The sequence below is a fragment of the Acidovorax sp. genome (assembly GCF_034519795.1).
Lineage (GTDB): Bacteria > Pseudomonadota > Gammaproteobacteria > Burkholderiales > Burkholderiaceae_C > Acidovorax.
This window is the reverse complement of the sequence record NZ_JAXHOB010000009.1, coordinates 393,080-409,704: the sequence shown is the minus strand read 5'-3', so window position 1 is coordinate 409,704 and position 16,625 is coordinate 393,080. Positions and strand designations below refer to the sequence as shown.

Below are 16,625 nucleotides of genomic sequence, written 5' to 3'. Positions count from 1 at the left end.
GTCTGCACACTTCATCCATTCCAAGACATGACCACAACACGCCGCTCCCTCCTCTCCCTGGCCGTCGCCGCATCGCTGCTCGGCCCCGTTCTGGCCATCGCCCAGGCCACCGCGCCTGCCGCCCCCGCCAGCGTTCCCCCCGCCACCCAACAGGCCGGCTTCTACCGCTTCAGCGTGGGCGGCGTGCAGGTAGTGGCCCTGTCCGATGGCTCGGTGCCGCAAGACCTGCACGCCCTGCTCACCAACACCACGCCCGCACAGACCGACAAGGCGCTGCACTGCGGCTTCCTCGCCAACCCGGTGGAGGCGTCGATCAACGCCTACTTGGTCTACGCGGGTGACCGGCTGGCGCTGGTCGATGCCGGTGCCGGCGCCTTCTTCGGCCCGGGCGCGGGCGGCCAACTGGTCGCCAGCCTCAAGGCAGCGGGCGTGGAGCCCGCGCAGATCAACGACGTGCTGCTCACCCACATCCACACCGACCACAGCGGCGGCCTAGTCGATGCGCAGGGCCAGCGCGTCTTCCCCAACGCAACGGTCCACGTGGGCAAGCAGGATTTGGACTTCTTCCTCGCCCCCGCCAACCAGCAGGGCGTGCGCGGCTACGACAAGGCCTATTTCGAGCAGGCCACCACGGCCCTGGCGCCCTATGTCAAGGCTGGCCAGGTGCGCCCCTTCACCGGCGCGGTGGAGCTGGTGCCCGGCATCCGCTCACGCCCCACCCCGGGCCACACGCCCGGCCACAGCTTCTTCGTGCTGCAGGGCCAGGGCGGCGAGGCGCTGGAGTTCATCGGCGACATCCTGCATGTGCAGTCGGTGCAGATGCCCCGGCCCGACGTGACCATCGTCTACGACGTGGTGCCGCACGATGCCAAGGCGCAGCGCAAGCAGCAGTTTGCGCGCCTGGCCAAGGAGCGGCGCATGGTGGCTGCGGCGCACATCCCCTACCCGGGCGTGGGCTATCTGCGCGATGAGGGCAAGGGCAAGTATGCGTTTGTGCCAGTGGACTACCGGTACCAAAAAAATTAACAGCGAGTACGGGGAAAGCAATTTTGAAGATCAGATGCGTTTCCCCACGACCGCCACCCACCCAAAACCAGAAAATCAAAATGGAATTTCAAACCTAAACTTGAATGGACCCACATATCTATAAATCGACTTCAGAGCCACAGCAACTATCCCCCCAATATCTTCATCCTCATTCATAAAATCCAAAACATCCTCATTAAACATATACTCAATGCTTAAATCAGAAGAATCCGAATTCCAATTTAAAAGCGGCTTATCATCATAAGAAATCCCCTTAAAATTTCTCTCCAATCGCCACTTCACGGGAAATCTTATTTTGTCATGAAATTTTGACATCAACACTTCTATCCGCTTGTCATCAAGCACTATATCACTATAAAAATCAGCATGCTCTCCTGCGAACCATTTGACATTCGCATTATGCAGCCGCCCATAGTCATCAAGCGAACCAGAAAATCCATCAGCCGTTAAAAACCGTATTCTTGAAAAACTTTCCCGCTTGGCCACAATGTATCGTGCTATATACTGCTCCGACTCAACAGGCACACTCTCCACGCCGCCGCCAGAGTCAGCAAACATGAGTCGATACATATCCGCACCAACCACAGATATCAGATTAAATTGATAAACAGCCTTGTTCTTTTTTCTGGCCGGCAATGCTGATATTTCATAAGCCTGCGCCTTCACAAGCGAAGTCAATGAATTAAATATCGCCTTGTCATTTCTTGGTGATCCATTGATTTTATTCATTTCCTGGAATGCGAAAACTTCAACCTGCGGATCTGCCGCAGCATCGATCACGCCCTGCGCCCTTACCCCTTCATGATATTTTTTCTGCTTACCAGAGATGGCCAACTGGTGTCCTAGCGCTACATCGTTGGTCCAACAATGTAGCGGCCAATAGTCCGTATTTGGATCTTTGAGATTGATATTCCGCGCAAGAAGTGCCCACGAATTCTCTTCACTTTTCTTGCAACTTATGATCATTACGGTGTAGATCTCAATCTCATCACCGTCAATTTTCGCAACTCGATATGCGATGAGATCCATTTCTCGCGGAACATCCTCATTGTCATCAACATAATACTTCCCGCTAATTACAGACCACCCCTTAGCTTTAACAGGCTGAAGAAATACCTCCCGCTCAGCCAGCCCAGCAGTCCAACCCCGGTAAGCTCACCAGCCCCTCCCACATCGCTTGACCCTGACCCCATGCGCGGCGCCGACACTTTCACCGAGAGCCTGTTCTCTGTCCGCAAGCTCGACGACTTCGTGCCAGAGTCGCACCCCCTGCGCCCCGTTCGCAAGATGGTCAACACCGCCTTGGCCAAGATGGATGCCCTGTTCTCGCGCATGTACGAAGCAGACATCAAGGGCGGGCGCCCCAGCATCGCCCCCGAGAAGCTGCTGCGCGCCATGCTGCTGCAAGTGCTGTACAGCGTGCGCTCGGAACGCCAGTTGATGGAGCAGGTGCAGTACAACCTCTTGTTTCGCTGGTTCATCGGCCTGTCCATGGACGATGAGGTCTGGGTGCCCAGCGTGTTCACCAAGAACCGCGAGCGGCTGATCGAACACGACGCCGTGATTGAGTTCTTCAACGAAGTGCTCAAGATCGCCGACAAGAAGCACTGGCTCTCGGGCGAGCACTTCAGCGTGGACGGCACGCTCATCCAGGCCTGGGCGGGCCACAAGAGCTTTGTGCGCAAGGACGACAATGACGCGGGCGGCGGTGGAGATGGTGACCCTGGTGCAGATGCCAATGGCAATGGCGGCAACTTCAAGGGCCAGCGGCGCAGCAACGACACCCATGAATCCACAACGGACGCCGATGCCCGGCTGTACCGCAAAGGCAAAACCGCCAGCGAGCTGCGCTACATGGGCCACACCCTGAACGACAACCGCCACGGCCTGGTGGCCAATGCAGTGGTCACGCTGGCCGATGGCTACGCAGAGCGCGAAGCGGCCAAGGCCATGGTCAACGACGCCCGACAGGCGCAGGCCGATCCCACGCGAACCATCACGCTGGGAGCGGACAAAGGCTATGACGCACGCGAATTCATTGAGGCCTGCCAGGCCATGAACGTCATTCCCCATGTGGCGCAAAACAAGTCAGGCAGAAACTCGGCTGTGCCCGATGCGATTGCGCAAAGCGAAGGCTACGCGGTATCGCAGCAAAAGAGAAAGCTCATCGAGCAAGGCTTTGGCTGGGCCAAGACCGTGGGCGGCATGAGGCAGGTGATGGTGCGAGGCCTTGAGCGCGTGGACCAGATGTTCGTGCTGACGATGGCGGGATACAACCTGGTGCGCATGCGCACTTTGGAGCAATTGGGACAGGTGCGTCTGCAGGGGGCGTATTGAGGGCAAATGGACGCCGAAGTGGCTCAAATCAAGCGCCAAAGAGCCCGATAGACCCCTTCAATCTCGGGATGTGAAAACAAGAGAGCCCGCATGCGCCAGCGGGGCGGGACGTGCTTGGAATCTGGGGAGTATTTCTTCAGCCTGTTAAGCATTTGGGCAATCTTGTGCTCGAGTACATATCCTGTTTTCGATATTTCAGAGCTGATCAAATCCTCATAACTTATCGATCTTGATTTTTCCACCTGACAGCTCCCTCATAAATATCAAATCAATTTCAAACTCACTGGCGGAATTTAAGCTCCCCGATCAACCTGCGCACCAACTCCGTCCGGTTATGCACCCCGAACCGCTCAAACAACGCATCCACATGCGTGCGCACCGTCGAATAGCCAATACCCAGCTCCGCCGCTATCTTCTTGTCGGGCCAGCCAGCGCACAGGGCCTGGGCGATCTCGCGGGCGCGGCCGTTGAGGCCCTGCCAGGGGTCGGGCGAGGCGGGAACAGCCTGCGGTGTTTCTGAAGGCCGCTCGCCCAGCCGCCGCAGCGCACCAGTGAACGCCGGCTGCACCAGCCGCAGCAGGTCCAGCGTGTCGCGATCAAACGGCCCGCGCTGGCGGCTGCGCCAGATGCGCAGGTCACCCAGGTTGCGCCCGCCATCCCAGGCGAAGAGGTTCACGCCGTGGTGCAGGCCGTCGCGGGCCAGGAAGTCGTTGAAGAATTCGGTCTTCATCAGCTCGTGCTGGGGCAGTATCTGCGTGACCAGGGTGGGTTCGCGGCGCTGGCGCAACTGGTGGGTGATGGGGTCGCGGTACTGGTAGTACGCCTCATAGGCCTGCAGGTTGGCATCGTCCATGTGGAGGGCGGCGCGGTCGCCAAAGCGCTGGGCGGTGTCGTCCCAGGCGTACGAGGCGAAATGGTCGGCCTGCAGCAGAGCCAGCAGGTCGGTGCCCACAGCCAGGCGCAGTGGGGCGCTCGCCGGCAGGTCGGCGGCCTCCAGCCTACCCATCAGACGGGACAGCATTTCGACGCGGGCGTGGCTCAGGTACATGGCGGTGGGTGTGCGGGGCTCGGGCACAGCGATGGTGCCGGCCCGCCCGCAACTGTAGGGACATCACTGCCCGCATTCAAGAGCTGTGCCAGGCTCGCTTTCCCTTACACGATCTCGCTCTGGGTCTCGGTATCGGCCAACAACCTGGCGATGCCCCCGCTGACGAAAACTGGCGCGGCAAAGGCCAGTGCCCCCGCGCAAGGGCCGCCCCGCCGCGCTGGGGGCGTCCCACTCCCGACTCGCGCATCGAGGCGAGAGAGGGGAAAGGCGCGAAGCGACTCAGGGGGTGTCAATCCTATGCCGTGCGCAATCTGCGGGTCGCTCGGTCACCGGCACCGGGCAGCGGTTGACCTCGAAGGGCGACATGGACAGCAGCGTGGTGAGCGCGCTCGAAGCCATCGTCACCAGCCAGAACGCAAAAAAGGCGATGGTGTAGACGCCTTCACGCGACAAAGCCAGGGGCTGGCCGAACCAGTGCATGTCCTGCGGGTCCACCATGGCGAAGACCAGCATCTCCAGCACGCCGGCCATCAGAAAAGCGGGCCAGGCGATCCACATCAGCCGTTGCGATCTCATGGGTTTGTCTCCTTCACCTGGATTGTTCTGATTTGCTCAACGCGGCCTGTCATGCTCGGGCGTTGCCGCATGGTTGCGCGCCTTCATGGCGGGGGCCAGGCTGCTGGGCTTGTCCTCCAGCGTCTTGTTGATCTCGATGCCCTGGCGGTAGTAGTCCTCGGCCACCACGGGGTCGGGGCGGGCGATGGCCAGCCACAAGGTGGCGAAGCCCGCGACGACGACGATGGCCGGGCCGGAGATGACCAGCCAGACATGGCCGAACTTCCACCAGGGGGCAGCGGCAGGGGCAGCGGCGGGCGATGCGGCGACGGAAGGGGATGGCATGGGTTACTCCTGACGGGTAAGGAAAGTAAAAGGGGCGGCAGCGGCTGGCGGGAAAGCTCAGCGCGGCACCAGGAACACCGACTTCTCGGTGACATGGCCCCCGCCACCCAGGGCCTCGATCTCGAACTGCACGGGGTGCGAGCCGGGCGGGGCCGAGCCGTAGGGGATCTGCAGGCGCACGGCGACCCAGCGCGACTCGGCGGCGCCGATCTCGACGTCGGCCTCCGATGCCACCGTGAGCCCATCGAGCCCGTGGGCACCGATGCGGTAGCGCTGGCCGGCCTCGGTGGCGTTCATGATCTGCAGGCGGTAGATGTTTTCGAGCTGGCCACCCGCAACGATGCGCGAGAGCGCGGCACGGTCGCGCACCACATCGACCTTGAAGGCGGTGCGCAGTGCCAGGCTGGCCGTGAGGCCCACGCACAGCGCCAGCAGGATGGCGCTGTAGATGAGCACGCGGGGCCGCAGCACGCGCCGCAACATCTGTGCGCCGCTCCAGCGGGCGGCCACGGCGTTCTCGGTGGCATAGCGGATGAGGCCGCGCGGGTAGTGCATCTTGTCCATCACCGTATTGCAGGCATCCACGCACAGGCCGCAACCGATGCACTCGTACTGCAGGCCGTTGCGGATGTCGATGCCCACGGGGCAGACCTGCACGCACAGCGTGCAGTCGATGCAGTCGCCCAGGCCCTTGGCCTTGTAGTCCACGGTCTTGCTGCGCGGGCCGCGCGGTTCGCCGCGCGCCAGGTCGTAGCTGACGACCAGGGTGTCCCGGTCGAACATGGCGCTCTGAAAGCGTGCATACGGGCACATGTACTTGCACACCTGCTCGCGCATGTAGCCTGCATTGCCATAGGTGGCAAAGCCGTAGAACAGCACCCAGAAGATCTGCCAGCTGCCCTGCAGCGCCAGCAACTCGGCACCCAGTGCGCGGATGGGCACGAAATAGCCCACGAAGGTGAAACCCGTCCACAGCGCCACGCTGATCCAGAGAAACTGCTTGACGGACTTCTTGCGGGCCTTCTCCCAGGTCCAGCCACCGGCATCCAGGCGCAGGCGCGCGCTGCGCTCGCCCTCCACCTTGTGCTCGATCCACATGAACATCTCGGTGTACACCGTCTGCGGGCAGGCAAAGCCGCACCACAGACGCCCGGCCACCGTGGTGAACAGGAACAGCGACATTGCGCTGATGATGAGCAGGCCGGTGAGGTAGATGAAATCCTGCGGGTACAGCACGAAACCGAACAGGTAGAAGCGCCGCGCTCCCAGGTCGAACAGCACCATCTGCCGCTCGCCCCACTGCAGCCAGGGCACCACATAGAACACCAGCTGCGTGAGGGCCACCATGGCCCAGCGCCAGCGGGCGAAGGTGCCGCTGATGGAGCGCGGGTAGATCTTCTTTTGCGCCTCGTACAGCGAGACCACTTCGGCCGCGGTGTCGGTGTTGCCGCCAGGGGCGGCAGCAACCGGGGTGATGGGAATGACCTTGCGGGCAGACCCGCTGGGTGGCTTCATGGCAGTTCTCGAAAAGGGGGCCGGTCGCACAACCTGTGGGGGTGAGATGCACCAGCCGGTGCGCTGCAGGCCCCACCGCGTGGCGGGGAAGCCTGTGCGCCTGGGTTCAGGTCACGCGCTCATCGCGCTGCGGCTGCGCCGCCGTTGCTCGAAAGGCTCCACACGTAAGAGGCCAGCACGGCGATCTGCGCCTCGGTCAGCTTCTCGGCCTGGGCCGGCATCTGGTTGGTCTTGCCGCTGTTGACGATGGCGGTGATGGCGGCTTCGCCCCAGCCGTGCAGCCACACGTCGTCGGTGAGGTTGGGGGCGCCCAGGGCCTGGTTGCCCTTGCCGTCCATGCCGTGGCAGGCAGCGCAGGCATTGAACTTGGACTTGCCCAGCGATGCGCGCAGCGAGTCGTGCGGGCTCTTGGAGAGGCTCAGCACATAGTGCGAGAGATTGCGCACGTCCTCGGGCGAGCCCACGGCAGCCGCCATGGGCGGCATCACGCCGGTACGGCCTTGCACGATGGTTTCGCGGATCTTCTCGGGCGCGCCGCCGTGCAGCCAGTCGGCGTCGGCCAGGTTGGGAAAGCCCTTGCTGCCGCGCGCATCGGAGCCGTGGCACTGCGCGCAGTTGTTCATGAACAGGCGCTCGCCAATGGCATGGGCCTGCGGGTCGCGCGCCATGTCCTCGGGCTTCATGTCGGCAAAGCGGGCGTACAGCGGGGCCAGCTCGGCCTTGGCCTTGTCCATCTCGGCCTGGTACTCGCCCAGCTGCGTCCAGCCGAGCTTGCCGGCAAACGTGCCCAGGCCGGGATAGGCGGCCAGGTAGGCCAGGCCGAAGACGATGGTGATGACGAACATCCACACCCACCAGCGCGGCAGGGGGTTGTTCATCTCGACCAGGTCTTCGTCCCAGACATGGCCGGTGGTGTTGTCGCTGGTGGCCATGACCTTCTTGCGGCCGGCCATCCACAGCAGCAGGCCGCAGGCGACGATGCCGCCCAGGGTCACGGCGGTCACGAAGACCGACCAGAAATTGCTGGTGAAGTCACTCATGGGGTGCTCTCTTGTTCATGTGGTTGTCGTTGTTCTTGGGGCAGGCACGGTCATTCGTGCTCGAAGGGCACGCGGCCCGCTTCGTCGAAGCGGTCCTTGTTGCTGCCCAGGTAGGCCCAGACCCAGATGCCGATGAAGCAGGCAAGTGAAGCGAGCGTCGCAACGATGCGCATGGTGGTGATGTCCATTGCTATCTCCCAGAATGTGGTGTTACTTAGAGCGGGGAAAAAACTCAGCGAAGCGGTTCTGGCTAGGCGCTGCGTCGCAGGCAGTACGGGTAGTACGACAAGACGCAGCAACGACGCCAGAAGAGTTTTTTAGCCGCTCTTACTTGAGCGCGCGGCCCATGACCTGCAGGTAGGCCACCAGGGCGTCCATCTCGGTCTTGCCCTTGAGCTCGGCGGCCGCGTCGGCGATCTGCCCATCGGTATAGGGCACGCCCACGGCGCGCAGCGCCTTCATGCGGGGGGCTGCGTCGGCGGGGTCCACGGGCGCCTTCTCCAGCCAGGGGTAGGCGGGCATGTTCGACTCGGGCACCACGTCGCGCGGGTTGTTCAGGTGGATGCGGTGCCACTCGTCGCTGTACTTGCCGCCCACGCGGTGCAGGTCGGGGCCGGTGCGCTTGCTGCCCCACTGGAAGGGGTGGTCGTAGACGAACTCGCCGGCCACCGAGTAGTGGCCGTAGCGCAGCGTCTCGGCGCGGAAGGGGCGGATCATCTGCGAGTGGCAGTTGTAGCAGCCCTCGCGGATGTAGATGTCGCGCCCGATGAGCTGCGTGGCGGTGTAGGGCTCCACGCCCTTGACGGCCTCGGTGGTGGACTTCTGGAAGAACAGCGGCACGATCTCCACCAGGCCGCCGATGGCGATCACCAGCAGGATCAGCACGATCATCAAAAAGTTGTTGGTCTCCACCTTCTCGTGGCTGAAGCCGGTGGGGGGGGTCGCGGGGGTCTTGTTGTCGGACATGGATGAAAGCTCTCCGTACGTGCTGCTCAGGCGTGGGCAGCGTGCACTGCAGGAATGGCGACCTTGGCCGAGCGGCCGGCGATGGCGGTGGCCCACACGTTCCAGGCCATGACCAGCATGCCGCCCAGGTACAACAGGCCGCCGAGCACGCGCACCACATAGAAGGGGTAGGTGGCCTTGACGCTTTCGACGAAGGTGTAGGTGAGCGTGCCGTCGGGGTTGATGGCGCGCCACATCAGGCCCTGCATGACACCGGCGATCCACATCGCGGCGATGTACAGCACGATGCCCACGGTGGCCATCCAGAAGTGCAGCTCGATGGCTGGCACGGAGTGCATCTTCTCGCGGCCGAACAGGCGGGGAATCAGGTAGTACAGCGAGCCCATGGAGATCAGGCCCACCCAGCCCAGGGCGCCCGAATGCACGTGGCCCACGGTCCAGTCGGTGTAGTGGCTCAGGGCGTTGACGGTCTTGATGGACATCATCGGGCCCTCGAAGGTGGACATGCCGTAGAACGACAGCGACACGATCAGAAAGCGCAGGATGGGGTCGTCACGCAGCTTGTGCCAGGCGCCCGACAGGGTCATCACACCGTTGATCATCCCGCCCCAGCTCGGGGCCAGCAGGATCAGCGAGAACACCATGCCCACCGATTGCGTCCAGTCGGGCAGCGCGGTGTAGTGCAGGTGGTGCGGGCCGGCCCACATGTAGGTGAAGATCAGTGCCCAGAAGTGCACGATGGACAGGCGGTAGCTGTACACCGGGCGGCCAGCCTGCTTGGGGATGAAGTAGTACATCATCCCCAGGAAGCCGGCGGTGAGGAAGAAGCCCACCGCGTTGTGGCCGTACCACCACTGCACCATGGCGTCCTGCACGCCGGCATAGGCCGAGTAGCTCTTCATCCAGCCGGCGGGCACGGCGGCACTGTTGACCAGGTGCAGGATGGCCACGGCCAGGATGAAGGCGCCGAAGAACCAGTTGGCCACGTAGATGTGGCGCACCTTGCGCATGCCCACGGTGCCGAAGAACACGATGGCGTAGGACACCCAGACCAGCGTGATCAGGATGTCGATGGGCCATTCGAGCTCGGCATATTCCTTGCCCGAGGTGTAGCCCATGGGCAGGCTGATGGCCGCCGCCACGATGACCAGTTGCCAACCCCAGAAGGTGAAGGCCGCCAGCGGCGCGGCAAACAGCCGCACCTGGCAGGTGCGCTGCACCACGTAGTAGCTGGTGGCGAACAGCGCGCTGCCGCCAAAGGCGAAGATGACGGCGTTGGTATGCAGTGGCCGCAGGCGCCCGTAGCTGAGCCACGGAATGCCGAAGTTGAGTTCAGGCCAGGCCAGCTGGGCGGCGATGATGACGCCCACCAACATACCCACCACCCCCCAGACCACTGCCATGATAGAAAACTGCCGCACGACCGTGTCGTGGTAGTGCGCGGCAGCTGTGTTTTGCGTTGAATCCATCGGGCACCTCTTTGTGTTGGAATGAGTCTCCGGCAAGAGGGGCCGATGGGTATTGACGCATGTCAATCATTTCGGAGAATGCGCTCGCCCTCTTGCTCCACGCTCTCGAACTGACCCCGGTACACGGCCCACCACAGGCCGGCCAGGATCAGCAGCACCAGCACCACGGACAGGGGAATCAGCAGGTACAGGATGTCCATCACACGGTCTCCAGCGCGGTCCTGGGCAGGGCACAAGCAGCGTCCTGTCCAGGCCTCTCTTCCCCCACCAGCCGGGCCAGGCGCGAGGCATTGAGCACCACCAGCAGCGAGCTCAATGCCATGCCCAGCCCGGCCAGCCAGGCCGGCATGTAGCCCAGCACCGCCAGCGGCACGCACAGCGCGTTGTAGGCGGCCGCCCAGCACAGGTTCTGGCGCACCACGCGCAGCGTCTTGCGCGCCAGCAGCACGGCCTGCAGCACCAACTGCAGGCTGCCGCCCAGCACCACGAAGTCGGCGCGCGAACGCGCCAGCGGCACGGCGCTGCCAAAGGCGAAGGACACATGGGCGCCGGCCAGCACCGGCCCGTCGTTGAGCCCGTCGCCCACCATGGCGACCTGGCGGCCCTGCGACTGCAGCGCCTGCAGCGCGGCGAGCTTGCCGCCCGGCGAGCAGTCGCCCTGCGCCTGCGCGATGCCGGCCTGCGCAGCCACGCGCTGCACCGACGCCATGCGGTCGCCCGAGAGCATGTGCACGGCCACGCCTTCGCGCTGCAGCGCCTGCACCACGGCGCGGGCCTCGGGCCGCAGGCTTTCGGCCAGGGTAAAGCGGGCCAGTTCGACGACGGCGCCGCGCCCGTCCGTTTCTTCGGACAGCACCACCTGCAGGGCCGCGCAGTCGGCACCCTGCCCCGCCCCCACGCCCGCATGGCGCGCAGAGCCCAGGCGCAGGCGGCGCGGGGCCAGCGCACCGGTGGTGTCGATCACGCGGGCGGTAAGGCCCTGCCCCGCTTCTTCCACCACCTGCGTGGCGGCCCAGCGACCGGCGTCGCCATCCGCCGCCGCGCACAGGGCGCGTGACGCGGGGTGCATGGACTGGCGCGCCAGCGCGGCGGCCATTGCCAGGGCATCTTGCCGCGCCAGGCCGGCGATGGTGTGCACGCCCTGCAGTGCCATGCCGTCGCGCGTGAGCGTGCCGGTCTTGTCGAACACGAGGGTGTCCACCGCCGCCAGGGCTTCGAGCCCCTGCAGGTTGCGCACCAGCAGGCCATGGCGCGCCAGGGTGCCGGCGGCGGTCAGCATGGCCACGGGTGTGGCCAGCGACAGCGCGCACGGGCAGGTGACGATGAGCACCGCCACCGCCACCATGAGCGCGTGGCTGGGGCTGCTGGGCCACCACCAGGCTGCGGCGATCACGGCGGCCAGCAGCACGGCGATGAGAAAGGGCCGCGCCACGCGGTCGGCCAGCTGCGCCAGGCGCGGTTTTTGCAGCGAGGCGCTTTCCATCAGCGCCACGATCTGCGCAAAGCGCGTGGCACTGCCCGTGCCCTCCACGCGCACCTGCACCGCCGCCTGCAGGTTGTAGCTGCCGGCCACCACGGCGCTGCCCAGCGGGCGCGCCACGGGGGTGGATTCGCCGGTGAGCAGCGCCTCGTCGGCCTGCGTGCTGCCTTCGGTGATGCAGCCGTCGGCCGGGAAGGCCTCGCCCGGCAGCACCCGGATCACGTCGCCCACCGCCAGGCGGCGCGTGGCCACGCGGGTGAATGCACCGTCGGCACCGCGCCGCTCCACGCTGTCGGGCAGGCGGTTCATCACCGCCTCCAGCGCGCCGGCGGTGCTGTCGCGCAGGCGCAGCTCGAGCCAGCGGCCGGTGAGCAAGAAGAACACGAACATGGTGAGCGAGTCGAAGTACACCTCCTTGCCGAAGATGCCCGCCGGGTCGAAGGTGCCCGCCGTGCTCACCGCAAAGGTGATGGCCATGCCCAGCGCCACGGGCAGATCCATGCCCACGCGGCGCAAGCGCACATCGCGCAGCGCGCTGGCAAAGAAGGGGCCGCAGGCAAAGCACACCACCGGCAGCGTGATGACCCAAGAGGCCCAGCGCAGCAGCGTCTCCATCTCCTGCGACAGATCGCCCGGCTGCGCCACATAGGCGGGCCATGCGTACATCATCACCTGCATCATGCAAAAGCCCGCCACCAGCCAGCGCCACAGCGCGCGCCGGCTCTCCTGCTGGCGCTGCGTGCGTGCGAACGCGTCCATCGCGGGCAGCGCCTGGTAGCCCGCACGGGCCACGGCGGCCATCCAGGTAGAGGGCAGCACCTGCGCGGGCTGCCACACCACGCGCGCACGGTGCGTGGTGGCGCTCACTTCGGCCTGCAGCACGCCGCGCACGCTGCGCAGCGCCTCTTCGATGGTGAGCGCGCAGGCCGCGCAGTGCATGCCCGAGAGCACGACATGCGACTCCCACGCGGGTGCGTCCCCTGCAGCGGACTCCACCGGCGCACCGTGGCCATCGCAGGGGCGGCCGAAGGAAGGCCATTCCTGCGGATCGTCGAGCAGTGTCGTGTGCAGCCGCTGTGGCGAGGCCACCGGCGGGCTTGCATCTGCGGGGCTGGGGGTGGCATTTGACATGGCTCAAGCCTATCGCCGCAGCCCGGTTGGCTTGTTGACCTGGATCAAGGCGAGGAACATCATGGCCCGTACGCTTGCGCCATCTACAAGCAAGGAGACCACCATGTACCAACGCATCCTGATCGCCACCGATGGCTCCACGCTGTCCGACAAGGCGGTGGACCACGGCCTCGCACTGGCCGAGCTGACCTCGGCCACCGTCATCGCGCTCAAGGTCGTGCCGCGCTACCCGCGCAGCTACTTCGAAGGCGGCATGCCGGTGGAGATGAGCGACGTGAAGCGCATCGAGCAGCAGTGGAACGACGCCGCCCAGGCCATGGTCGATGCCGTCAAGGCCCGCGGCGCCGCGCGCGGCATCACGGTGAAGGCGGTGGTCCACAAATCCGACCTGGTGGCCGAGGCCGTGATCGCGGCCGCCAGAAAGCACAAGGCGGATCTGATCGTGATGGCGTCGCACGGCCGCAAGGGGGTCAAGCGGCTGTTGATGGGGAGCGAGACGCAGCATGTGCTGACCCACTCGCACATTCCGGTGCTGGTGTTGAGGTAGCTCGCGCCACCCCTGGCGGCATCGCTGGCGTTGCGCGCGGTGCGCAGCGCCATGACCTGGGCCCCGCAGCCTCTCGGCCTCTCAGTCCCCTAGTCCGTAATGCGCACGCCCTGCACCACGCCACCGAGCCTGAGGTAGAGCAAGCCGTCCGAACCCATCCACCAGGGCCCGGCCAAAGGCGGCACGTTGGCGGCATTGCCCTCAGGCAGCACCCCCTGCGGCACAAGGCGCCACTGCTGGCCGGCATACCCCAGCGTCATCGCGCCATCGCTGGACGATGGCTGCACAGCCAGTGAGGCCCCCGGCAGGGCAGCGCTCAGGATGGCGCTGGCCTGCGTGTGGTTCAGCAGCGAGGGCAGCAGCCACTGGCGCGCGCCCTGGCCCGCCTGCAGGTAGATGCGGCCTTGCCCGTCCAGGCCGACCTGCGGCGTGCCCGTGCTGGCTGCGCCGCCACCCGTCCAGTCTGGCCGCAGCACGTAGGTGCGTCCGCCCGTGCGCAGTTGCAGCACGCCTTCGGCGCCCAGTTTCAACTTTCCATCGGGCAGCGCGGCGGTGACAGCCTGGGCCAGGCCTGCGAGGTCGGCCACCGCCGGGGCGAACTGCACCACCACCCCGCCCCTCACCCAGCGCAGCAGGCCCAGGGGGGTGAAGGCCACGCCATCGGGCTGACGGACGTCGATGGTGACGGGCTGCAGGGGCAGCAGCTGGAACACCTGGGCACCGTCGCGCACCAGCACCACGCCAGAGGGCGCTGTCTCCAGGCCCTGCGCCAGGCTCACGCCACCCAGGCGGGCAATGGAGCCCCCCAGGCGCGCAAACACCTTCTCGTCCACCGTGATCGCCGCAGGCAGGTTGGCGAAGGCCATCGCATCCCCCGGTTGCGCGGTGCTGCCGCCGAGCGAGCCCAGCGTGATGGACACCACCGCGCCCGATGCATCCACCTGCAGCCGCTCACCGGCCTGCAGGCCCATGCGGCCCACCTCTGGCAGGGAGCCAGTTGGCGGCACCAGCGAGCCCGCCTCAACCGCCACCACCAGGGGCTGTGCCTGCACGCGCGTGTTCGCGCTCCCGGAGCTGAGCAGCACCGCCCCGGCCAGCACCAGGGGCTGGCCCACGGCGCTGGACGTCATCTGCGCCCAGCCTTGCAGCACCACGAGCACCAGCACGCTCTGGCCATCGATCTGCGCAATGCGCAGCTGCGTGCCCGGCAAGGCCTGCACCTGCAGCGGCTGGCCGTTGATGGTGACCTGCAGGGTGACGGGCGTGGTGCCCGTGCCGGGCAGCACGATGGTGCCACCGCCTGCATCCGGGCCCAGCACCACAGGCAGCGCAGGGTCGGTGATGGTGGTGGTGCCAGGGGTATTGATGGGCAAGGTGGATGGGCCGGCGGGGCCCGGGTCGGCCACCGCGGCGGCCGTGGGGGTCACCGGGGCACTGGGGGTGGATGCGCTGCCCGCGCCTTGCGCGCTCGATGCCACCACGGCAAAGGTATAGGCCGTTCCACCGGTCAGGCCCGTCACCGTGCAGGTGGTGGCAACGGGACTTCCCGCGGTGGACAGGCAGCTCCTGGAGCCATCCTCCACGGCGGTTACCGTGTAGCGGGTGATGGCGCCGTCGCTCGCAGGCGCAGTCCAGTGCACGGTGGCCTGGGCGATGCCAGCCGTGGCCGCCACGGCCGTGGGTGCGGACGGCGGCTGGAGCTCCACCGCACCAAGGTCGCAATGGCCGTTGACATTGCGCGCCAGTCCGCGCTGGTCCGTGGTCTCTGCGGTGCATGAGCCGGCCATGTCGATGGCCGGGCTGCCTGCGCCGGGCAGCATGGTCTGTGTGGGGCCGCCGTTGTCGGCGATGGCCTGCAGTACAGGATCTGCGTCGGTGGTGGCGGTGCAGTTCACGCGGGCAGTGCAACCGCCTTGCACAATGCTGTTGCTGACGGCGATGGCCGAGCCCGAACGGGCGAAGAACTGCGACTGGGCAGGCGCGCTGCCCTGGCCGAAGATGGAGGACGCAACCGAATGGCCGCTGCCGTTCCAGAGGTAGACGGCAGCGCCTGGCCAGGTGGAGCTGTTGGAGCTGAAAGTCGATTGCGATATGGACGTTGGTCCGGCGCCCGTCAGGTTGACCGTGGCCCGGTCACTGGCGGAATTCCCGGTGAATGTGGACTGCTGGATGCGCCCACTGCTGGTGGCGTTGCCTGCCACGACCGCGCTGCCCCACTGCGCAGTGTTGCCGGTGAACGTGGACTGGGAGATGGTGAAACTGTCATCGGACAGATAGACGGCGCCCCCGTCGCTGAGGGCGGTGTTGGCGGCGAACGTGGACTGCGAGATGGTCGTCGCGTTGCTGTTGTTGCCGGCCACGCGGATGGCCCCTCCGTAGCGCGACGAATTGGCACGGAACGTGGACTTCGTGATGGCAAGGCTGCCGCTGCCCGTGAGGTAGATCGCACCGCCCCGCGTTTTCGCTTCGTTGTCGCGGAACACCACATTGTCGAGGACCACGCCACATTGCTTGCCCGCACCCCAGCCATTGCAGTGCAGGCCGCCGCCATTGAATTCTGCAAACGGATCCGCCGCATCATCCCTTGCGTATCCCTCGGCAATGGTCAGCCCGTCGATGGCGGTGTCGGCACTGGTGTACACGCCGTTGCCGCCAGCGACGTCGAGGCCACCGATCACCACCACGTGCAGGCTGTTGTCGGTGCGGCTGGCGGGATCGCCAATGTTGCCCGACAGCACCGTCAGGCTGGCATCGCTGCTGCGCTGGGCCAGCGCCGTTTCGGCGCCTGCAAAGCCGCCATAGAGCTTGAGCGGTCGGTTGATCGCAAAGCCGATGCTGCGCTCGTTGCCTGCGGTGGGCAGGTAGGTGCCCTGCCGCACCCAGATCTCCGTGCAGGCCGCGTCGGCCAGGGCAGCCTGCAGCGACGCCGCACTCGCCCAGTTGCTGCCATCGCCAGTGCCGTCGGTCGCGACCCTGCATGCACCGGCGGCATGCGCGCCACCGACCGCGAGAACAAGCAGGGGCAGCACCCGCACTGCACGCAGCAGAGCACGCGCCAGCGGGCCGCAAAGAGGGGAATGGTTCATGGCAGTTCGCACCTTGCACAATGGCTGTAAAACGCGCCGCACAATCGTTCGCCGCTACC

The 16,625-nt window shown here is 65.5% G+C and carries 15 protein-coding genes; 3 read left to right on the top strand and 12 right to left on the bottom strand.

The window, feature by feature from the left end:
- The first annotated feature begins 27 nt into the window (after window positions 1–27).
- A complete protein-coding gene (locus U5N23_RS12600) occupies window positions 28–1,026 on the top strand; it encodes an MBL fold metallo-hydrolase (RefSeq protein ID WP_322593144.1) in 999 nt (332 codons plus the stop codon).
- Window positions 1,027–1,101: 75 nt separating this feature from the next.
- On the opposite strand, the gene U5N23_RS12595 is transcribed toward U5N23_RS12600, so the two are convergent.
- Window positions 1,102–2,076 (bottom strand): hypothetical protein, encoded by a 975-nt coding sequence (locus U5N23_RS12595; RefSeq protein WP_322593143.1) that lies wholly within the window; start codon window positions 2,074–2,076, stop codon window positions 1,102–1,104.
- 162 nt (window positions 2,077–2,238) lie between these two features.
- Here U5N23_RS12595 and U5N23_RS12590 point away from each other — a divergent pair, with 162 nt between their 5' ends.
- Window positions 2,239–3,384 carry an IS5 family transposase gene (locus U5N23_RS12590; RefSeq protein ID WP_416208600.1) on the top strand — a complete coding sequence of 382 codons (1,146 nt, stop codon included), beginning with the start codon at window positions 2,239–2,241 and terminating at the stop codon, window positions 3,382–3,384.
- A gap of 280 nt (window positions 3,385–3,664) precedes the next feature.
- Here U5N23_RS12590 and U5N23_RS12585 read toward each other — a convergent pair whose 3' ends face one another.
- From U5N23_RS12585 to U5N23_RS12540, 10 genes are all read right to left on the bottom strand, one after another.
- A complete protein-coding gene (locus U5N23_RS12585) occupies window positions 3,665–4,432 on the bottom strand; it encodes a helix-turn-helix transcriptional regulator (RefSeq protein WP_322593142.1) in 768 nt (255 codons plus the stop codon).
- A gap of 279 nt (window positions 4,433–4,711) precedes the next feature.
- Complete coding sequence (locus tag U5N23_RS12580) at window positions 4,712–5,008, bottom strand: hypothetical protein (RefSeq protein ID WP_322593141.1); 297 nt, start codon at window positions 5,006–5,008, stop codon at window positions 4,712–4,714.
- Window positions 5,009–5,044: 36 nt separating this feature from the next.
- A complete protein-coding gene (locus tag U5N23_RS12575) occupies window positions 5,045–5,332 on the bottom strand; it encodes a FixH family protein (protein ID WP_322593140.1) in 288 nt (95 codons plus the stop codon).
- A 57-nt stretch (window positions 5,333–5,389) separates the two neighbouring features.
- Window positions 5,390–6,847, bottom strand: coding sequence for a cytochrome c oxidase accessory protein CcoG (gene ccoG, locus U5N23_RS12570; RefSeq protein ID WP_322593139.1), 1,458 nt, complete (start codon window positions 6,845–6,847; stop codon window positions 5,390–5,392).
- A 119-nt stretch (window positions 6,848–6,966) separates the two neighbouring features.
- Entirely contained in the window at window positions 6,967–7,887 is a 921-nt protein-coding gene (gene ccoP, locus U5N23_RS12565; protein ID WP_322593138.1) for a cytochrome-c oxidase, cbb3-type subunit III, read from the bottom strand.
- Window positions 7,888–7,937: 50 nt separating this feature from the next.
- Window positions 7,938–8,075: a cbb3-type cytochrome oxidase subunit 3 gene (locus U5N23_RS12560; protein WP_007860005.1), complete on the bottom strand. Its 138-nt coding sequence runs from the start codon at window positions 8,073–8,075 to the stop codon at window positions 7,938–7,940.
- Window positions 8,076–8,214: 139 nt separating this feature from the next.
- Entirely contained in the window at window positions 8,215–8,853 is a 639-nt protein-coding gene (gene ccoO, locus U5N23_RS12555; RefSeq protein WP_322593137.1) for a cytochrome-c oxidase, cbb3-type subunit II, read from the bottom strand.
- Window positions 8,854–8,879: 26 nt separating this feature from the next.
- Window positions 8,880–10,322 carry a cytochrome-c oxidase, cbb3-type subunit I gene (gene ccoN / locus U5N23_RS12550; RefSeq protein ID WP_322593136.1) on the bottom strand — a complete coding sequence of 481 codons (1,443 nt, stop codon included), beginning with the start codon at window positions 10,320–10,322 and terminating at the stop codon, window positions 8,880–8,882.
- 62 nt (window positions 10,323–10,384) lie between these two features.
- A complete protein-coding gene (ccoS, locus tag U5N23_RS12545) occupies window positions 10,385–10,522 on the bottom strand; it encodes a cbb3-type cytochrome oxidase assembly protein CcoS (RefSeq protein ID WP_007860012.1) in 138 nt (45 codons plus the stop codon).
- Window positions 10,522–12,933, bottom strand: coding sequence for a cation-translocating P-type ATPase (locus U5N23_RS12540; RefSeq protein ID WP_322593135.1), 2,412 nt, complete (start codon window positions 12,931–12,933; stop codon window positions 10,522–10,524). Before U5N23_RS12540 ends, ccoS begins: the two co-directional genes overlap by 1 nt.
- 103 nt (window positions 12,934–13,036) lie before the next feature.
- Between U5N23_RS12540 and U5N23_RS12535 the strand changes: the two genes are divergently transcribed.
- A complete protein-coding gene (locus U5N23_RS12535; RefSeq protein ID WP_322593134.1) occupies window positions 13,037–13,480 on the top strand; it encodes a universal stress protein in 444 nt (147 codons plus the stop codon).
- An 89-nt stretch (window positions 13,481–13,569) separates the two neighbouring features.
- Here the strand turns inward: U5N23_RS12535 and U5N23_RS12530 are convergent, their stop codons facing one another.
- Entirely contained in the window at window positions 13,570–16,566 is a 2,997-nt protein-coding gene (locus U5N23_RS12530; RefSeq protein ID WP_322593133.1) for a choice-of-anchor Q domain-containing protein, read from the bottom strand.
- Between the last annotated feature and the right edge of the window lie 59 nt (window positions 16,567–16,625).